The sequence below is a fragment of the Microvirga arsenatis genome (genome assembly GCF_009910705.1).
Lineage (GTDB): Bacteria > Pseudomonadota > Alphaproteobacteria > Rhizobiales > Beijerinckiaceae > Microvirga > Microvirga arsenatis.
Genome location: NZ_JAAAXJ010000005.1, coordinates 128698 through 147974, shown reverse-complemented (window position 1 = coordinate 147974; position 19277 = coordinate 128698). Strand labels below are relative to the sequence as shown.

The window sequence follows — 19277 nt, the reverse complement described above, 5'->3', positions numbered from 1 at the left end:
GCATCTTTCGCCGCAATGACGTATCAGTCATGATTCCCGTGGCTTGAAGGATTTGGAACGGATGCCTCGCGCTCTTCTCATCGTGCTTGATTCCGTCGGCGTCGGCGGGGCGGAAGACGCCGATGCTTATGGCGATGCCGGTGCCGACACGGTCGGGCACATCGCTGTGGCCTGTGCCGAAGGGCGCGGCGACCAGACCGGCCTGCGCCAGGGCCCGCTGCACCTGCCGCACATGGCGGCGCTCGGCCTCGGGCTCGCCTGCGAGGCCTCGACGGGGCGCCTGCCGCCGAACCTGGAGCCGAGAGGCACGCTCAAAGGCTCCTGGGGCTATGGCGTGGAGACCTCCAAGGGCAAGGACACGCCGTCGGGCCACTGGGAGATCGCCGGCGTCCCTGTCGCCTTCGACTGGGGCTATTTCCCCAACACCGTTCCCACCTTTCCGGAAGAGCTGACGGCTGCGCTGATCGCGCGGGGCAATCTCCCCGGCATCCTCGGCAACAAGCATGCCTCCGGCACCGCCATCATCGACGAATGCGGCGCGGAGCACATGCGCACCGGCAAGCCCATCGTCTACACCTCCGTCGACAGCGTGCTGCAGATCGCGGCGCACGAGGAAAGCTTCGGGCTGGACCGGCTCTACGAGCTGTGCCGGATCGGCCGCGAGCTCTGCGACGCATACAGGATCGGCCGCGTGATCGCCCGCCCCTTCGTCGGCTCGGAGGAAGCCGGCTTCAAGCGCACCGGCAACCGCAAGGACTTCGCCACCCCGCCGCCCTCCGACACCATCCTCGACACCTTGGCCAAGGCCGGGCGCTCCGTGGTCACGGTGGGCAAGATCGGCGACATCTTCGCCCACCGCTCGACGGGCCGGGAGATCAAGCCGAACGGCAACGACGCCTGCCTGTCGGCGGCCATCGCGGCGATGGGGAGCCTGCCGGACGGGGGCTTCGTCTTCGCCAACCTGGTCGATTTCGACAGCGAGTTCGGCCATCGCCGCGACATCCCGGGCTATGCCGCCGCGCTGGAGGCCTTCGACCGGCGCATTCCGGAGATCGAGGCCGCTCTCGAGCCGGGCGACCTCGCGATCATCACCGCCGACCACGGCAACGACCCCTCCTGGCGCGGCTCCGACCACACCCGCGAGCACGTGCCGATCCTGAGCTTCGGATCCGGGGTGAAGCCTGGCGCCATCGGGCGGCGGGAGAGCTTTGCCGATATCGGGGCGAGCGTGCTGGCCCATCTCGGGCTGCGGCATCCGGGCAAGGGAACGTCCTGGCTTTAAGGGGGCGTCATCCCGGACGGCAAAGCCGATCCGGGATCGTATGACAAGAATAGCGCCTCATCCTGGAACCGATCCCGGATCTCCGCTGACGCTCCGTCCGGGATGACCACCTTGATCCGGGAGCAATCTTGACCGTTCGTCCGCGCCGTCATCCAGCCCCCTTCTGGCAAGCAGCCGCATCAAGGCCAAGCTCTCTCCCCTCCCATTGACGCCCTCGAAACTTTAGATCACTCTTCCATAGATCGTATGGAGGCTCTCCGACGATCAGTTGTGGGAGTCTTCCCGTTCTCGCGTGGAAGATCGTTCATGAGCTCACCCAACCGCTCGACCCATATCCGGCTCACCTCCCACCCCGAGCCGAACGCAGGCACCATCAAGCATCCGATCAAGTGGGGCGCCAAGGAGCCCAAGGAGCGCGGGCCGATCATCGGCACCGTCACCAACCCGGCCGACCGGAACGTGATCGGCGCCCATGGCGGCTCCTATTCCCTCTACAGGGCGCTCGCCATCTCGGCCCGGGCGCTCAACCCGCTGTCGCGGCCCGACCTGCACAACACGCACCCGACCGCCGAGATCGGTCCGCATCCGCAATGGTTCGAGCCGGGCAAGATCGTGTCCCTCGACCCCTGGGGGCATCTCGTCGGCCAGGTCTTCCAGGACGATATTGCAGGCGGCGTCGATATCCGCCCCTCGATCGCCGTGACCAAGGCGCGCCTCAACATGCCGGAGATCCTGGCCGCCATGGGGGCGAAGCGCCTGAAGGCCGACGGCGGGTTCCTGCACGAATCCGGCGACATCTCGGTGACGAAGATCGCCGTCGATCCCGTGTGGTATCTGCCCGGCATCGCCGAGCGCTTCGGCTGCTCCGAGGTCGAACTGCGGCGCACCCTGTTCGAGCAGACCGGCGGCATGTTCCCGGAACTGGTGACGCGCCCCGACATGAGCGTGTTCCTGCCGCCCATCGGCAACACCACGGTCTATGTGGTGGGCGACGTGGCGCGCCTGAGCGATCCGAAGACGCGCATCGCCTGCCGCGTGCACGACGAGTGCAACGGCTCCGACGTGTTCGGCTCCGACATCTGCACCTGCCGGCCCTACCTCGTGCACGGCATCGAGGAATGCGTGAAGGAAGCGCAGGCCGGCGGCGTCGGCGTGATCGCCTACAACCGCAAGGAGGGCCGCGCGCTCGGCGAGGTCACCAAGTTCCTGGTCTACAACGCGCGCAAGCGGCAGGAGGGCGGCGACTCGGCCGCCACCTATTTCGAGCGCACGGAATGCGTGGCCGGCGTGCAGGACGCACGCTTCCAGCAGCTGATGCCCGATGTGCTGCACTGGCTCGGCATCCGCCGCATCGACCGGCTCATGTCCATGTCCAACATGAAGTACGACGCCATCACCGGCTCCGGCATCGAGGTGGTGGAGCGCGTGCCGATTCCGCCCGAGCTGGTGCCGCCGGACGCGCAAGTCGAGCTCGAAGCGAAGAAGGCCGCCGGCTACTACACGCCCGACGGCGCGCCGGATCCTTCCGCCCTGGACCAGGTGAAGGGCCGGGATCTCGAACGCTTCTGACGCGTGTCTTAACCTTCTCAGCAACGGCCGAGCGGGCGCATGCTGCGCTCGGCCGAGACTGTGCTATCGCTCTCCCACCGAGAGCACCGGAGCCCTTCGTGACGGACCAGCAGACCCCTTCCCCCGAAACGCAAGCCGCCCGCACCCTCCTCTCCGCCGCCGCGGTGCGGGAGCGCTCCCACCAGCTTCTCCAGGCCGGCCTCGACGGACGCCTGCAGCATTTCACGGTCGACCTGAGCCGGCTCGAGCCCTGCGCCGACGAGGTGGTGGCGACGATCCGCGCGGCCTATCCCTCCCTCGACATTCCCTTCCATGCCCGCTGGCGCCACTTCGCCGCCGGAGGGCATGAGCGCTGGGGCGCGGTGATGCACGGCGCCTCCTGGGAGAGTGCCGCCGACATGGGCCGCGCCGCCTTCGATCTCGCCATCGTCTCCGTGCTGCTCGATGCGGGCGCAGGCGCGCAATGGCGCTACGAGGAAGGCCGCACGGGAGAAACCTACATCCGCTCCGAGGGGCTTGCGGTGGCAAGCTTCGACATGTTCGTGAGCGGCGCCTTCTCCAGCCGGCCCGAGGACCCGTTCCGGGTCGATGCGGACGTGCTGATGACCTTGACGGCGCAGGATCTGGCCGAAGGCTTCCAGGTTTCCGACGGCAATCCGCTCGTGGGGCTGGAGGGCCGCGCCGCGCTCCTCAACCGGCTGGGCCGCGTGGTGGCCACGAACCCGGACATCTTCGGGCAGGTGGACGACCCCCGCCCCGGCGGCCTCTTCGACGTCATCGCGGCAACCACCGAGGATGACCGCATCAGGGCGACCGCGATTCTCGAGGCGCTCCTCACCCATCTCGGGCCCATCTGGCCGGGCCGGATCGCGCTCGGGGGCGTCGATCTCGGCGACACCTGGCGCCATCCGCTGGTGGAGGCGCCGGATGCCACGAAGGGGCTCATCCCCTTCCACAAGCTCTCCCAGTGGCTCTCCTATTCGCTGATCGAGCCGCTCGAATGGGCCGGCTTTTCCGTGGTCGAGGTAGACGGGCTCACGGGTCTGCCCGAATACCGCAACGGCGGGCTGTTTCTCGACACCGGCGTGATCGCTCTCAAGGATCGGGGCGACGCCGACCGCGCGCATGCGGTGGATTCCCCCCTCGTCGTGGAGTGGAGGGCCTTGACGGTGGCCCTTCTCGACCGCATTGCCGAACCGATCCGGGCGAAGCTAGGATTTGCCGCGGCGGACTTTCCCCTGGCCAAGGCGCTCGAAGGCGGGACCTGGGCGACAGGGCGCAGACTCGCGAAGGAGAAGCGCGGCGACGGCTCGCCTCCTCTCAGCGTGATCAGCGACGGGACGGTGTTTTAGATGAATCGGCAAACGGCAATCAAAGAGGGACAAGGCATGCAGGGCGTCACGGTGGTCGATCATCCGCTGGTTCAGCACAAGCTGACGCTGATGCGGGACAAGCAACGCTCGACAAAGGGCTTCCGCCAGCTCCTCAACGAGATCGGCATGCTGCTCTGCTACGAGGTCACCCGCGACCTGCCGATGGAGCGCATCGAGATCGAGACGCCGCTCACCACGATGGAAGGCGTGCAGATCGCCGGCAAGAAGCTGGTCTTCGCCCCGATCCTGCGCGCGGGCGTCGGCTTCCTCGATGGCATGCTCACCCTCGTTCCGGCGGCCCGCGTGGCCCATATCGGCCTCTATCGCGATCCGGAATCGCTCCAGGCGGTGGAATACTACTTCAAGGCCCCGTCCGATCTCGCCGACCGCATGGTGCTGGTGCTCGATCCCATGCTGGCCACCGCCAACTCGGCCGTGGCGGCCATCGACCGGCTCAAGGAGCGCGGCGCCAAGGACCTGCGCTTCGTCTGCCTGCTCGCCGCGCCGGAGGGCATCGAGAAGCTGCGCGGCGCCCATCCCGACGTCCACATCTGGACCGCGGCCGTGGACGAGCGCCTGAACGACCACGGCTACATCGTGCCGGGCCTGGGCGACGCCGGCGACCGCATGTACGGAACGCGCTAGGGTTCAGGGACTTATTCCCTCGTATCGTCAACGGGGATCACCGGCCTTGCGCTTCATCGTCGCCGACTGGGGAACCACGCGCTTCCGCGGCTATCTGATCGAGAACGAGACGGTTCTCGATCAGGTCTCGTCCGAGGAGGGCGTCTCCGCCCTCCGACAAGGCCAGCACCGGGACGTGTTCCTGCGCCAGTGCGGATCGTGGCTTCAGGCCGAGCCCGATGCGCCGGTTCTGCTCGTCGGCATGGTGGGAAGCCGCGAAGGCTGGGTCGAGGCGCCCTATGCCTCCTGCCCTGCGGGTCCTGCCGAGATCGCGCAGGCGCTCGTGCCGGTGGATCTCGGGAACGGGCGCAAGGGCTACATCATTCCAGGCCTGTTCTGCGAACCCGCCTCCGGCGCGGCGGACGTGATGCGCGGCGAGGAGACCCTGGCGATGGGCACCGGGATCGAGGATGGCCTGATCTGCTCGGCCGGCACGCATCCCAAGTGGATCCTGATGAAGAACGGGCGCGTCGAGCGCTTCGCCACTTTCATGACCGGCGAGATGTATGCGCTCCTGCGCGAGCATTCCATGATCGGCCGCCCGGCCACGGAGCCGCAGGATCCGAGGGGCTTCGATCGCGGCCTCGATGCGGCCGAGCGCAATGCCGGCGAGGCGCGGGCGGGCCTGCTGCACCTTCTGTTCAGCGCCCGCGCCTCCGTCGTCTCAAACCGCATGCACAGCAGCCTGCTCGCGCCCTATCTCTCCGGCCTCCTCACGGGCGACGAGATCAACGGCGCTCTGTCCCAGTTCGGCCGCCCCTCCTCCGTGACGATCCTGGCCGCCCCCGAGCGCGCAGAGCTCTATGTCCACGCGCTCGAGCGCCACGGGATCAGGGCCGAGATCAAAGACACGCAGCAGGCTCTCATCGCGGGACTTGCACGGATCGTTCGCCAGCATTCAAGCGCCTGAATGTGACCGTCATCCCGGGTTCTGCGGCGCAGCAGAACCCGGGATCGTGTGACGAGTGTGGCCCAACTAGCCCTCCTCCCCCACAAGCCTCGGGCTTGCCCGAGACTTGTCTTGGGTCTGCCGCAAGTCGGGAACACCCGACTTGCGCTGGGGAGGAGGTGGAGGTGGGGGTATGAGCGAGAGCCTATGCAGGCCTGGCGCTGGCTCACCTCTCCCTGAGGGAGAGGTCGGACCGTCAGGTCCGGGTGAGGGGTTAGTGTCCTCTCCGGCACCCGCTCTCCCCCTCACCCTCGCTGTTGCTCGACCTCTCCCCGCCGGGGAGAGGTGGGCTGTAGCACCCGCGGCGCATCCTGAAGCGAGAACAGCGCTGGCACCCCACCCTGGGCCTCCCCGCAAGGGGGAGGGAAATACGCGCTCCATCCTGCACCCGATCCCGGATCGGCTTCGCCGTCCGGGATGACGACTAGGGCGGGATGACACGCATTCCGTTCGCCCTTAAGACTCACCCAAACCCTCGTCTTAAATGCCAAGGCCCGAATCCATGCCCCACCCTCTCCTCGCCGACGCGAACGAAGCCTCGAAGCCGGTCTGGCTCGTGACCGAGCAGACCTGGCCGGACATCGCCGGGCAGCTCCCGCCGGCGGCCCGGGGATTCGCGAAGGCGCAAGGTTTCGAAGGCAAGGCCGGGAGCCATTGCCTGTTGCCGGATGCGAATGGTGACCTTCTTGGCGTCGTCTTCGGCCTCAACGGGGCAGATGCCAGGAACAGCGATCCGTTCCTGCCCGGCAAGCTTTCCACCCTCCTGCCGGAGGGCGTCTACCGCTTCGAGACGGAGGCGCCGGACCCGACGCTCGCCACCCTCGCCTGGCTGCTCGGCAGCTACGGCTTTTCCCGCTATCGCAAGCGCAACGAGAAGTCCGTTCGCCTCGTGGTGCCGAACGGCGTCGATGCGGAGGATGTGACGCGCATCGCGAATGCCGTCGCGGCAAGCCGCGATCTCGTCAACACGCCGACGAGCGATCTCGGTCCCGACGGGATCGAGGCGGCCGCCCGTCAGCTGGCGGACCGGCACGGAGCCTCCTTTACCAGCATCGTCGGCGACGACCTGCTGAAGCAGAACTTTCCGATGATCCATGCGGTGGGCCGCGCCTCTACCACGCCGCCGCGTCTCATCGACTTCACCTGGGGCAAGGACGATGCGCCGCGCGTCACCCTCGTCGGCAAGGGAGTGGCCTTCGACACCGGCGGCCTCGACATCAAGCCCGCCTCCTCCATGCTGCTCATGCGCAAGGACATGGGCGGCGCCGCGGCGACCCTCGCGCTCGCCGACATGATCATGGGCGCGAAGCTGCCCGTGCGGCTGCGCGTGCTCATTCCCGCCGTGGAGAACGCGATCGCCGGCAACGCCTTCCGGCCCGGCGACATCCTGCCGAGCCGGAAAGGGATCTCGGTCGAGATCGGCAACACGGATGCGGAAGGCCGGCTCATCCTGGCCGACGCGCTGGCCCTCGCCGACGAGGAGAGCCCCGAACTCGTCGTCGACTTCGCCACGCTCACGGGCGCGGCCCGCGTGGCGCTCGGCCCCGAGCTGCCGCCCTTCTACACCGACGACGATGCGCTCGCCGCCGATATTGCCCGGCACGGCATGGCCGTGAACGATCCCGTCTGGCGCCTGCCGCTCTGGTATCCTTACCAAGCCCAACTCGATTCCAAGTTCGCCGACATGAACAACACCGGCGGGCCGATGGCCGGCTCGATCACGGCGGCCCTGTTCCTGCGCCGCTTCGTGCAGGCGGCGAAGGCGCATGTGCATTTCGACATCTTCGCCTGGAACAACGCCACGCGGCCCGGGCGGCCGGAGGGCGGCGAGGTTCAGGCGGCCCGCCTCATGTATGCTCTCCTGAAGGAGCGCTATGGCGCTTGAGCGGGTGGCGGCAGCGTCCCGGAAAGAGTAGAAGACAACACGATCGTTCAGGAGTTTGCCCCGATGAGCTTTGACCGCCGCATCACCCCTGTCCGCGCCGACCTTGCCGACGAGCGACTGCGCGGGCAGGTGGAGGCCGAGCGGTTCACGACCGGCACGGTCAAGCGCGTCGCTGCGTCCTTCTCGCCCCTGCACCGCCATCCCTCCCGCGAGGCGCCCGTGGATACGCAGGCGATCTTCGGGGAGAGCGTGACGGTCTATGACGAGCACGAGGGCTGGGCCTGGGTGCAGCTTCACGAGGACGGCTATGTGGGCTACCTGCCGAGCGAGGCGCTGGGCGAGGCGGGGCCTGAGCCGACCCACAAGGTGCGCGCCATCCGGACCTTCGTCTATCCCGGACCGAACCTGAAACTGCCGCATCAGGACTACCTGACCCTGAACTCCAGGATTGCCGTCATGGAGACCCAGGGCGACTACGCGCGGCTCGCCACCGGCGGCTGGGTCTTCGCCGCGCATCTCGCGGGCCTCGATGCGTTCGAGACGGATTACGTGGCCGTGGCCGAGCGTTTCCTGCACACGCCCTATCTCTGGGGCGGCAAGACGAGCCTCGGCATCGACTGCTCGGGACTGGCACAGACTGCGTTGGCGGCCGTCGGCATCAAGGCCCCGCGCGACAGCGACATGCAGGAGCGCGATCTCGGCACGCCTGTGGAGGTCAAGCCGGATCTGAGCGGCCTTCGGCGCGGCGATCTCGTGTTCTGGAAGGGCCATGTGGGTCTGATGATGGACGAAACCAATTTCATCCATGCCACAGGCCACAGCATGACCGTCATGATCGAGCCGCTGGCGGTGGCGGAGGAGCGCATCCGCCTGAGGAGCTACGGCCCGATCAGCGCGATCAAGCGATTGGGTTGAAGATCATCGTCATCCCGGGGCTGCGCAGCAGAACCCGGGATCCCGAGACGAGAGTGGCGCTTTGTCCTGAGAACGATCCCGGATCGCCTTGCGGCGTCCGGGATGACGCCAAACCTCCCATCAATACCCGCGCTTTTTATCCACCACGTTCTCGAACGGCTCCCCCGCCTCGTGGCGGCGGATCTGCTGCGCGATGTAGCGTGCGGTCGCTTCCGGCTCGCTGGTCGCCGAGTTGTGCGGCGTGACCGTGACGCGCGGATGCGTCCAGAGCGGCGAGTCCTCCGGCAGGGGCTCGGTTTCGAACACGTCGAGGGTGGCGGCCTTCAGGGTGCCGTCGTCGAGGCAGGCGAGGATGTCCGCCTCCACCTGCAGCTTGCCGCGTCCCGCATTGATGAGGATCGGCCCGCCGAGCCTGCCGTCGCGGGCGAGCTTCTCGAACAGGGAGCGGTTGAGGATGCCCTTCGTCTCCGGCGTGAGCGGCATGAGGGCGATCAGGATGTCGGTGCGGTTGAGGAACGGCGTCAACCCCTCCTCCCCCGCAAAGACCTCGAAGCCCTCGACTTGCTTTGGCGTGCGGCTCCAGCCGGCGACATCGAAGCCCATGACCTTCAGCTTGCGGGCGGAATCCTGCCCGAGCACGCCGAAGCCCATGATGCCGACGCGCACGTCGCCCGCAATCGGCGGCGCGCGGTCGGGCCTCCAGCGCTTGGCCTTCTGGTCCTCGTCGAAGCGGCGCTGATCGCGCAGGTACATGAGGCAGTGCAGCACCATGTACTCGCTCATGCGATGGGTGAGATCGTCCTGCGCCACGCGCACGATGGGCACGTCAGGCAGGTCGGGATAGCTCATCAGGTGATCGACGCCGGCACCGAGCGAGAAGATCGCTTCGAGATTGGGAAGACCGGAGAGGCTGCCGGGCTTCGGTCCCCAGGTCGCCACATAGCGGATCGCGCTCCTGTCGAAATTCTCTCCGAGCACCACGATGTCGCGGTCGGGCAGGAGCCGCTTGAAGCGCTCGACCCAGGGCTGCGTCTCCCAGGTGACGGCAACGAGAAGGCTCATGCGCTCGCTCCGATCCGCTCGAGGATACTGGGGCCGGGAGCGGCTTTCGCATCGCTCAGCGTGTAGGCGGCCCGTACGGCCCTCGCCGCCGCCTCGGCCGCATCCTCGCTGCGGGCATGCACCATGGCGAGCGGGCGCGACGCGTCGACCGCTTCGCCGATGCCGGCAAGCTCCGTGAGGCCGACGGCGTGATCGATGGGATCCTGCGGCCGCGTGCGACCGCCGCCGAGCGCCACGACGGCGACACCCACGTCGCGCGTGGCGATGCTCTGCACGATGCCGGAGCGATCAGCATGAACGGCGCGGATCACAGGCGCCGCCTGCAGGTGCCTTTCGGAATTCTCCAGGAAGTCGGCAGGGCCGCCGAGAGCGGAGACCATGTGCTGGAACACCTCGGCAGCCTTGCCGGAGGAAATGGCATGCTCGACCTTCGCGCGCGCCTCATTGATATCGGCAGCGAGCCTGCCGAGCACCAGCATCTCGGCGGAGAGTTCCACCGTCACTTCATGGAAGCGCCTCTCGCGGCGGCGGCCCGTCAGGTAGTCGACCGCATAGGCCATCTCGACCGCATTGCCGGCGGCAGATGCCAGCGGCTCGTTCATGTCGGTGAGCAGCGCGCTCGTGGGCAGGCCCGCGCCGTTGGCGACGAGCACTAGGCTCTCGGCGAGCCTTCGCGCATCCTCCGCATTGTCCATGAAGGCGCCGGAGCCGAACTTCACGTCCATCACGAGGCCTTGCAGCCCTGCGGAGAGCTTCTTCGACAGGATGGAGGCTGTGATGAGATCGATGGACTCCACCGTCGCCGTCACGTCGCGGATGGCATAGAGGCGCTTGTCGGCGGGCGCGAGATCCGCCGTCTGTCCGATGATGGCGCAGCCCACCTCGCGCGTGACACGACGAAAGGTCTCGATGTCGGGCTGCGTGACATAGCCCGGGATGGAATCGAACTTGTCGAGGGTGCCGCCGGTATGGCCGAGGCCGCGGCCGGAGATCATCGGCACATAGCCGCCGCAGGCCGCCACCGCAGGACCGAGCGCAAGGCTGACCGTATCGCCGACGCCGCCGGTGGAGTGCTTGTCGAGCACCGGGCCCGGCAGATCCCAGCTCAGCACCGTGCCAGAATTCATCATGGCGCGCGTCAGCGCCACGCGCTCCGGTACGGAGAGACCGCGGAAGAAGATCGCCATGGCGAAGGAGGCTGCCTGGCCTTCGGTGACGCGACCAGCCGTCAAGCCTTCGATGAACTGCTCGATATGCTCGGCATCCAGCGTGCCGCCGTCGCGCTTGCGACGGATGATTTCCTGCGGAAGAAGGCTCATGTCAGTAGGCTCCGGAAACCGTGGTGCCTTCCCGTCCCTCGATGGCGGCGATCAGCGCGTCATAGACGCTGCTCGCGCCGATGCGGAAGGTCTTCGGCGTGGCCCAGCCCGGTCCCATGATCTGATCGGCGAGATTGAGATAGACTCCCGCATCGGCGACCGTCCGGATACCGCCGGAAGGCTTCAGGCCCACCGGGCGACCTGACGCCCTGATGGCCCTGAGCATGATCTCGGCCGCCTCAGGCGTGGCCGAAACCGGCGTCTTGCCGGTCGACGTCTTGATGAAGTCCGCGCCGGCCTCGATGGCGACCAGGCTTGCGGCTTCGATGAGCTTCGGATCCTTCAGCTCTCCGGTCTCCAGGATCACCTTCAGCAGGCGGTCACCGTCGACGAGCTCGCGCACCGCCTCCACCATCTCCGCGGCCGCGCCGAGGTCGCCGCGACGCACGGCCTCGTAGGGGATCACGAGATCGATTTCGTTGGCGCCGTCGGAGAGCGCTTCCTGCGTGTCGTCCGAAACACGGCTCACATCCTCGCCACCGGCGGGGAAGTTGACCACCGTGGCGATGCGCACGGTCGAGCCCTTCAGGTTTTCCTGCGCACGCTTCACGAATTGCGGCCATACGCACACGGCCGCCACCGGCCCGCGCGGATCGAGCGCCTTCTTGCAGAGCGCATCGATGGCCTGATCGGTGCAGGTATCCGTCAGGTCGGTGAGGTCGAGGCTGCGCAGGGCGCGCACGGCGATTTGCGCATCAGACATGGGACAGCTCCGCGACGAAGGATCGGATGAGACGCTTGAACTTCTCGGAGGCTTCCGCCGCCGTGTCCTTGGTCTCCTGGTGCGAGGGCGAGGCGCCCTCGATGCCGGCCGCGAGGTTGGTGACCACGGAAATGGCCGCAACCTTCAGGCCGTAATAGCGCGCGAGGATCACCTCCGGCACCGTGGACATGCCCACAAGATCGCCGCCGAGGATCTGCACCATCTTGATCTCGGCCGGCGTCTCGAAGCTCGGACCGGAAAGCCAGGCATAGACGCCCTCGGGCAGCTCGATGCCGGTCTTCTGCGCGGCGCGCTGCAGGGTCTGGCGCAGACCCGCATCGTAGGCACCCGTGAGCGAGACGAAGCGTCCTTCCGTGTGATCGCGCAGCAGCGGATTGGCCCCCGAGAGGTTGAGATGGTCGCTAATGGCAACAAGGCTGCCCGGGCGGATTTCCGCACGCACGGATCCCGCTGCATTGGTGGCGACGAAAACCGGAACGCCGAGTTCCTTCACGAAGGCGACGGGGATGCGCATCGCGCCCGCATCGCCCGTTTCGTAGTAATGCGCGCGGCCCTGGAACAGGAGCACGCGCTTGCCCTCGAGGGTGCCTGCCACGAGCTTGCCCGCGTGGCCTGAGACGCGGCTTCTCGGGAAATGTGGGATCTCGGCATAGGCGAGGCTCACCGCATCGCTCACCTCGTCGACCAAGGGGCCGAGCCCGGTGCCGAGCACGAAGGCCGCATCGAATTGGCCGTCGAAGCCGCGTCCGCGCACGAACTCGGCCGCTTCCTGAATCATCTGCTGCATCGTCATCGCTTCAGGCCTTGAATCGCAGGCCGTCCTTCCATTCTCTAACTTAGGTCGAAACGCGCTCTACCGGTCGCTCAGGTTGTCGGGCCCGAACGAGAACGGCAGCAACTCGTCGAGGGTAAAGCTTTTCCGGATGCCCTCGGGTCCTGCCACATGGATCGGCGTCTCGGGCGCGGCGAACTCGCGGATGCGCTGGCGGCAGCCGCCGCAGGGGGTCACGAGATGCTCGCCCTCGCCCATCACCACGATCTCGGCGATGCGGCTCGCGCCGCCCGCGACCATGGCCGCGATGGCGCCGGCTTCCGCGCAGGAGCCCACCGGATAGGCCGCGTTCTCCACGTTGCAGCCGGCAAAAATCCGGCCGTCCGCCGTAGCGATTGCGGCGCCGACCTTGAAGCGGGAATAGGGTGCATAGGCCTTGGCCTGGATCGCCCTGGCCGCCTCGAACAGGGTGTCGAGAGACGCCATGCTCAGCGCTCCTTCACATAGGGCACGCCGGCGGCGCGGGGCGGGATCGCCTTGCCGATGACGCCGGCGAGCAGGATCACGGTCATGAGATAGGGCAGCGCCTGGATCGCCTGCACCGGCACCTCGCCGATACCGGGCAGCGAGAGGCCCTGCAGCTGGTTGGCGCTCGCATCGAGCAGGCCGAAGAGGAAGCAGGCGCCCAGCGCCGGCCACGCCCGCCACTTGGCGAAGATGAGCGCGGCGAGCGCGATGAAGCCTCGACCCGCCGTCATGTTCGGCAGGAAGCCCGCCGCCTGCCCGACCGAGAGATAGGCGCCGGCCAGTCCACACAGGACGCCCGCGATGATGACCGCCGTGTAGCGCAACCCCGTGACCGAGATTCCCGCGGTGTCCACCGCCGCCGGGTTCTCGCCCACGGCCCGCAGGCGGAGCCCGAAGCGGGTATGGCCGAGCACGAACCAGGTCACCGGCACGGCGAGCAGGACCACGTAGACCAGAGCCGAATGGCCGAAGAGCACGCCGCCGAAGCGCTGATCGCCTTCGAGCGGCGGCGTGCGCCCGCCCTGCCCGTACCAGGCATTGCCCACGATGGCGGTAAGGCCCGCCGCCAGCATGTTGATGGCGACGCCGGAGACGATCTGGTTGCCGCGCTGGCTGATGGAGGCAAAGCCGTGAACGAGCCCGATCACGACCGAGGCTGCGATGCCGACCAGAAGGCCGGTCCAGGCGGAGCCGAAGACATAGGCTCCTGCGGCGCTGGCGAAAGCCGCCACCAGCATCTTGCCCTCGAGACCGATATCCACCACCCCGGAGCGCTCGGACCAGAGGCCGGCCAGGCATGCGGCGAGCAGCGGGATCGAGAGGCGCAGGGCCGAGTCGAGAACCGTGACGAGAATGCCGAGATCCATGATGTCACGCCCTCGCCAGCTTCTGGCGCGCGAAGAGATGCGCCACCGCGCGGCGGAACAGCCCGTCGAGGGCGCCCGCAAAAAGGATGATGATGCCGCCGATCACCACCACCATGTCACGGGTGATGGCAGGCTGCTCGAAAGCGAGTTCCGCACCGCCCTGGTAGAGGATGCCGAAGAGAAGCGAGGCCAGGATGATGCCGACCGGATGCGCGCGGCCCATGAGCGCCACCGCGATGCCGACGAAGCCGTAGCCGGAGGTGAACTCGAGCAGCAGGCGGTGCTGGTAGCCCATGAGTTCGTTGACCGCGAGGCCGCCTGCAAGTGCGCCCGAGAGCACCATGGCGATGATGATGATGCGCGCGGGCGAGATGCCCGCATAGACCGCCGCGGTGGGGTTCGAGCCCACGACACGGATCGCGTAGCCGAGGCGCGAGCGGTAAATGAGGAGCCAGACGAAGTACGAGGCCGCAAGCGCCAGCACCAGCGTGAGATTGAGCTGCGAGGTCGGGATCTCGACACCGAAGGCGGCGAACACATCGTGCATGAACGGAATGTACGACTGCTCGGGGAAAGCGCGCGTCTCCGGGTTCATGGATTGCGGCTCGCGCAGCACGTTCACGAGCAGATAGACGATAAGGACGCTGGCAAGCCAGTTGAACATGATCGTCGTGATGACGATGTGGCTGCCGCGCTTGGCCTGCAGATAGCCCGGCACCGCGGCCCAGGCGGCGCCGAAGGCGGCCGCACCGAGGATGCCGAGCGGGATGAGCAGGAAGCCCGGCAGGAAGGTGAGATTGTTGAGCACGAGCGCGATGCCGAGCCCCGCCAGCGTCGCCTGGCCCTCGCCGCCGATGTTGAACAGGCCCGCGTGATAGGCGACCGCCACGGCGAGCCCGACGAAGATGAAGTCGGTCATGTAGAACAGGGTGAAGCCGAGCCCCTCCCCCGTGCCCAGGCTGCCCTGAAGCAGGTAGCGCGTAGCCGTCAGAGGGTTTTCGCCGATGGCGAGCACGACGAGGCCGGCGACGAGAAAGGCGGCCACCACGGAGATGGCGGGCACGAGAACCGTGTCGGCCCATTTGGGCAGATCGAGGGGAGCGCTCACGTTTGCGTATCCGGCAGGAACAGGTGGCCCTGTTCGTCGAGAGGAAAGGACGGGTTCCAGGCCACTTCCCAGAGGTGCCCGTCGGGATCGGCGAAATAACCCGAATAGCCGCCCCAGAACACATCCTGCAACGGCTTGACCGGGCGCGCGCCCGCCTTCACCGCGAGGGCATAGACCTCGTCCGCCTCCTCCTTGGAGCGAGCGTTGTAGGCGAGCGTGATGGCGGCAAAGCCGGTGGGCGCGTCCTCGACGCCCGCATCCTTGGCGAGATCGGCGCGACCGAACAGGGCCAGCGCCAGGCCGTTCGCCTGGAAGAAGGCGACGCTGGGCTGGCTGGCCGAAGACGCCTTCCAGCCCCAGGCCTCGTAGAAAGCGCGGGATTTCGGGAGATCGGCCACGCCGAGCGTGACAAGGGACAATCGCGGTTGCATCAGGCTGCCTCGTCCGTGACACCGGCCATGAGCAGGCCGAGATCCTGTTCGTTCGTCTCGGCGGCCTTGCGCTCTCCGGTGATCTTGCCGCCGCACATGGTGAGGATGCGGTCGGAGAGATTCATGATCTCGTCGAGCTCCACCGAGACGAGGAGGATCGCGACGCCCGCATCCCGCAGGGCGATCAGGCGGCGGTGGATGAACTCGATAGCGCCGATATCGACGCCGCGGGTGGGCTGCCCGACGAGCAGCACCTTCGGGTTGCGCTCGATTTCGCGGGCGAGCACGATCTTCTGCTGGTTGCCGCCCGAAAACTTCGACGATTTCAGCCGCGGCGCGGGCGGGCGAACGTCATACTGCTCCATCTTCTTCGCGAGATCGGCGATCAGGCGGTCATGATCGAGGATCGGGCCGCGCCCGAGATGCGGCTCGTGGCTGAAGCCGAGGATGGCGCTCTCGAAGGCCGGGAAGGCTGGCACGAGCCCCATGCGCAGGCGATCCTCCGGAACGTGGAGCAGGCCGAGTTCGCGCATCCGGTGCGGGTTGTGCTCGCTGGAATGAATCGTCTTTCCCTCGAGCCGGATCGAGCCGAGGGACGGCCGGCGCATGCCGGCGATGGCCTCCAGCAGCTCGCTCTGGCCATTGCCGGCCACACCTGCGATGCCGACGATCTCGCCCGCACGAACCGTGAAGGAGGCATTGGCCACGCGCAGCACGCCGCGCGCATCGACGACGGAGAGGTTCTCGACCTCGAGCAGCGGCGCACCGGGCACCTTCTCGGCCTTCTCGACGCGCAGGAGCACGCGCCGCCCCACCATCAGCTCCGCCAGTTCCGGCGGCGAGGTGCTGGCCGTCTTAAGGGTCGCCACCATCTCGCCGCGGCGCATCACCGAGACGCGATCCGTGATCGCCATGATCTCGCGCAGCTTGTGGGTGATGAGGATGACGGTCTTGCCCTGCTCCTTCAGCGAGCGGAGGAGGCCGAACAGCGCATCCGCCTCCGGCGGGGTGAGCACGGCTGTGGGCTCGTCCAGGATGAGAATGTCGGCGCCCCGGTAGAGCGCCTTCAGGATCTCGACGCGCTGCTGCAGGCCGACGGAGAGATCGCCGACGGTGGCGTCCACATCGATCTCGAGGCCGTAATCCCGTGCCAGCCGCGCAAGCTCCGCGCGCACCTTGGCCTCGCCCGCGCGCAGCATGGCGCCGCCTTCGGCGCCGAGCATCACGTTGTCCACGACGCTCAGGGGCTCCACCAGCATGAAGTGCTGATGCACCATGCCGATGCCGGCCCGGATGGCGTCGTTGGGGGAGCGGATGGCGATGGGATTTCCGTTGACCCGGATCTCGCCGGAATCCGCCTCGTAGAAGCCGTAGAGGATCGACATGAGCGTCGACTTGCCCGCCCCGTTCTCGCCGACGATGCCGTGGATGGTGCCGCGCTCGACGGAGAGGTTCACGTCCTTGTTGGCGTGAACGGCGCCGAAGCTCTTGTTGATGGCAATGAGTTCAATGGCGGGGGACATCGGCCTCAAGCTGGTTGTCCGGCAACGGGAAGAGCGGGCCGGATCTTATCGGAAAACCTAACGATCTAAAAACGGAAACGGCCGCAGGCCCTCCCTCGAGGAGCCTGCGGCCGGATCGATGCCCTAGATTACATCGGGCACTTGGAGTCCGACATGTAGTCGTGGACCTTGATGGCGCCGGACTTGATGTCGGCGGCGGCCTTGTCGACGGCAGCCTTCATTGCAGGCGTGATCAGCGACTTGTTGTGGTCGTCGAGCGCCCAGGCCACGCCGTCCTCCTTGAGGCCGAGCACCTGAAGGCCAGCCTTGAAGGTGCCCTTCTTGGCTTGGTCGAACACATTGTAGGTGGCCACATCCACGCGCTTGACCATGGAGGTCAGCACCTTGCCCGGATGCATGCCGTTCTGGTTCGAGTCGACACCGATGCCGAGCTTGCCCGCGTCGGCCGCAGCGCGCAGGACGCCCACGCCCGTGCCGCCGGCCGCATGGTAGATCACGTCGGCGCCGCGATCGATCTGGCCCTTGGCGAGCTCGCCGCCCTTCACCGGATCGTTCCAAGCCGCACCCGTGGTGCCGGTCATGTTCTGGAACACCTCGGCGTCCTTCTTGGCATGCTTCACGCCCTGGACGTAGCCGCAGGCGAACTTGCGGATGAGCGGGATGTCCATGCCGCCCACGAAGCCGACTTTGCCTGTCTTCGAGGCCTGGGCCGCCAGGAGGCCGACCAGGAACGAGCCCTCATGCTCCTTGAACACGATGGACTGCACGTTCGGCTTCTCGACCACGGCATCGATGATGGCGAACTGGGTCTTCGGGAACTCCTCGGCGACCTTCTTCAGCGCGGTCTCCTGGGAGAAGCCCACGGCCACGATCGGGGAGAAGCCGTCGCGGGCGAAGCGGCGCAGGGCCTGCTCGCGCTGGGCGTCGTTCTGCGGCTCGAAATCGCGGTACTCGACGCCGGCATCCTTCTTGAACTTCTCGGCGCCGGTATGGACGCCCTCGTTGAAGGACTTGTCGAACTTGCCGCCGAGATCGTAGACGACGGCGGGCTTGAAGGCCGGCTGCTGCGCGAAGGCGGCGGTGGCGGAAAAGGCGAGGCCCGCGAGCGCGAGGCCGAACTTGGTAACTGTCATCGGCTTTGTTCCCTGTTAGACGCCGGCTTATCGGCCGGTTGCCCCATGACGATGGCACGGCAAGGGTCACGACGCCAAGGCCTCTGTCAAGGCGGCATGTTATTTCCTTAACGCATCGTGCGGAAAAGTGGCCCCGGTTTTCCGCAAGAACGATGCGTCAACCTAAACGGAAGCATCCGTTGGTCCCCAAAAGTGCCCTCCACTTTTGGGTCGGATGCTGACGGAATGGTTGATAGCCGGCCCCATTCCCGTAAGGTCACAGCATGTCCCTGAGCCCCGACGAAATCGACCGCTATGCCCGCCACCTGGTTCTCCGGGACGTCGGCGGACCGGGCCAGCAGAAGCTCAAACGCGCGCGCGTTCTCGTGATCGGCGCCGGAGGCTTGGGCGCCCCCCTGATCCAGTATCTCGCCGCCGCCGGAATCGGCGCCATCGGTGTCGTGGACGACGATGCGGTGAGCCTCTCCAACCTGCAGCGGCAGGTGATCCATGGGACGCCCGATGTGGGGCGCCCCAAGGTGGCGAGCGCGGCGGAGGCGGTCCGGCGGCTCAATCCGCATGTGGCGGTCGAGACCCATGCCGTCCGCCTGGGGCCCGAGAACGCCCGGGAGCTGATCCGGGGCTACGATATCGTCGCCGATGGCTCCGACAACTTCGACACGCGCTATGCCGTGTCCGATGCCTGCTTCTACGAGGGGAAGCCCCTCGTGACGGCGGCCCTGGGGCAGTTCGACGCCTCCCTCACCACGATCCGCGCCCATGAGACCGGTCCCGACGGCCGGCCGAACCCCACCTATCGCTGCCTCTTCCCCTCCCCGCCCCCGCCCGGCGCGATTCCCACCTGCGCAGAAGCCGGCGTTCTGGGGGCGCTCGCCGGGGTCATGGGGAGCCTGATGGCGATGGAGGTGATCCGGGAGATCGTCGGCTTCGGCGAGGGCCTCGTGGGGCGGCTCCTCATGATCGACGCGCTCTCGATGCGGTTCGATACGATTCGATACGGGTGGGACGAGAAGAACGTGTTGAGTGGGATGCCGCGCTAAAAACCCTCTCCCCTTCGCGGGAGAGGGTGACCTGCAAGGCAGGTCGGGAGAGGG

General features: G+C 67.2%; 18 protein-coding genes. 8 read left to right on the top strand and 10 right to left on the bottom strand.

The genetic code is table 11. The annotated features are described in order from the left end of the window. Positions 1-61 precede the first annotated feature (61 nt). The 7 genes from GR303_RS11860 to GR303_RS11830 all read left to right on the top strand — a co-directional run bounded on the left by GR303_RS11860 (position 62) and on the right by GR303_RS11830 (position 8657). Positions 62-1282 carry a phosphopentomutase gene (locus tag GR303_RS11860; RefSeq protein WP_161723431.1) on the top strand — a complete coding sequence of 407 codons (1221 nt, stop codon included), beginning with the start codon at positions 62-64 and terminating at the stop codon, positions 1280-1282. Between the two features lie 306 nt (positions 1283-1588). Then, positions 1589-2851 (top strand): GTP cyclohydrolase II, encoded by a 1263-nt coding sequence (locus GR303_RS11855; RefSeq protein WP_161723430.1) that lies wholly within the window; start codon positions 1589-1591, stop codon positions 2849-2851. 98 nt (positions 2852-2949) lie between these two features. Beyond that, the gene (locus tag GR303_RS11850; protein ID WP_161723429.1) at positions 2950-4203 is read left to right on the top strand and encodes a DUF1688 family protein; all 1254 of its coding nucleotides are present in this window, start codon (positions 2950-2952) and stop codon (positions 4201-4203) included. Between the two features lie 36 nt (positions 4204-4239). After that, positions 4240-4869 carry a uracil phosphoribosyltransferase gene (gene upp, locus GR303_RS11845; RefSeq protein ID WP_161723428.1) on the top strand — a complete coding sequence of 210 codons (630 nt, stop codon included), beginning with the start codon at positions 4240-4242 and terminating at the stop codon, positions 4867-4869. A gap of 46 nt (positions 4870-4915) precedes the next feature. Then, positions 4916-5818 (top strand): 2-dehydro-3-deoxygalactonokinase, encoded by a 903-nt coding sequence (locus GR303_RS11840; protein ID WP_161723427.1) that lies wholly within the window; start codon positions 4916-4918, stop codon positions 5816-5818. 523 nt (positions 5819-6341) lie between these two features. After that, entirely contained in the window at positions 6342-7742 is a 1401-nt protein-coding gene (locus GR303_RS11835; protein ID WP_425487108.1) for a leucyl aminopeptidase family protein, read from the top strand. A 63-nt stretch (positions 7743-7805) separates the two neighbouring features. After that, complete coding sequence (locus tag GR303_RS11830; protein WP_161723425.1) at positions 7806-8657, top strand: C40 family peptidase; 852 nt, start codon at positions 7806-7808, stop codon at positions 8655-8657. Between the two features lie 120 nt (positions 8658-8777). Here the strand turns inward: GR303_RS11830 and GR303_RS11825 are convergent, their stop codons facing one another. The 10 genes from GR303_RS11825 to GR303_RS11780 all read right to left on the bottom strand — a co-directional run bounded on the left by GR303_RS11825 (position 8778) and on the right by GR303_RS11780 (position 18183). Beyond that, positions 8778-9719, bottom strand: coding sequence for a 2-hydroxyacid dehydrogenase (locus tag GR303_RS11825; RefSeq protein WP_161723424.1), 942 nt, complete (start codon positions 9717-9719; stop codon positions 8778-8780). Beyond that, positions 9716-11038, bottom strand: a complete 1323-nt coding sequence (deoA, locus tag GR303_RS11820) for a thymidine phosphorylase (RefSeq protein WP_161723423.1) — start codon at positions 11036-11038, stop codon at positions 9716-9718. The genes GR303_RS11825 and deoA overlap by 4 nt, the downstream gene beginning before the upstream one ends. A gap of 1 nt (position 11039) precedes the next feature. Further along, positions 11040-11801, bottom strand: coding sequence for a deoxyribose-phosphate aldolase (gene deoC / locus GR303_RS11815; protein ID WP_161723422.1), 762 nt, complete (start codon positions 11799-11801; stop codon positions 11040-11042). After that, complete coding sequence (locus GR303_RS11810) at positions 11794-12615, bottom strand: purine-nucleoside phosphorylase (protein WP_161723421.1); 822 nt, start codon at positions 12613-12615, stop codon at positions 11794-11796. Before GR303_RS11810 ends, deoC begins: the two co-directional genes overlap by 8 nt. Before the next feature lie 60 nt (positions 12616-12675). After that, positions 12676-13080, bottom strand: coding sequence for a cytidine deaminase (locus GR303_RS11805; RefSeq protein WP_161723420.1), 405 nt, complete (start codon positions 13078-13080; stop codon positions 12676-12678). A gap of 2 nt (positions 13081-13082) precedes the next feature. Further along, complete coding sequence (locus GR303_RS11800; RefSeq protein WP_161723419.1) at positions 13083-13988, bottom strand: ABC transporter permease; 906 nt, start codon at positions 13986-13988, stop codon at positions 13083-13085. A 4-nt stretch (positions 13989-13992) separates the two neighbouring features. Beyond that, on the bottom strand, positions 13993-15096 hold the full coding sequence (locus GR303_RS11795; protein ID WP_161723418.1) for an ABC transporter permease subunit: 1104 nt from the start codon (positions 15094-15096) through the stop codon (positions 13993-13995). Beyond that, the gene (locus GR303_RS11790) at positions 15093-15527 is read right to left on the bottom strand and encodes a VOC family protein (RefSeq protein WP_161723417.1); all 435 of its coding nucleotides are present in this window, start codon (positions 15525-15527) and stop codon (positions 15093-15095) included. The genes GR303_RS11795 and GR303_RS11790 overlap by 4 nt, the downstream gene beginning before the upstream one ends. Continuing rightward, positions 15527-17050, bottom strand: a complete 1524-nt coding sequence (locus GR303_RS11785) for an ABC transporter ATP-binding protein (RefSeq protein WP_161723416.1) — start codon at positions 17048-17050, stop codon at positions 15527-15529. Before GR303_RS11785 ends, GR303_RS11790 begins: the two co-directional genes overlap by 1 nt. Positions 17051-17178: 128 nt before the next feature. Beyond that, complete coding sequence (locus GR303_RS11780; protein ID WP_161723415.1) at positions 17179-18183, bottom strand: BMP family lipoprotein; 1005 nt, start codon at positions 18181-18183, stop codon at positions 17179-17181. A 263-nt stretch (positions 18184-18446) separates the two neighbouring features. Between GR303_RS11780 and GR303_RS11775 the strand changes: the two genes are divergently transcribed. Beyond that, positions 18447-19223 (top strand): HesA/MoeB/ThiF family protein, encoded by a 777-nt coding sequence (locus tag GR303_RS11775; protein ID WP_161723414.1) that lies wholly within the window; start codon positions 18447-18449, stop codon positions 19221-19223. The last annotated feature ends 54 nt before the right edge of the window (positions 19224-19277 follow it).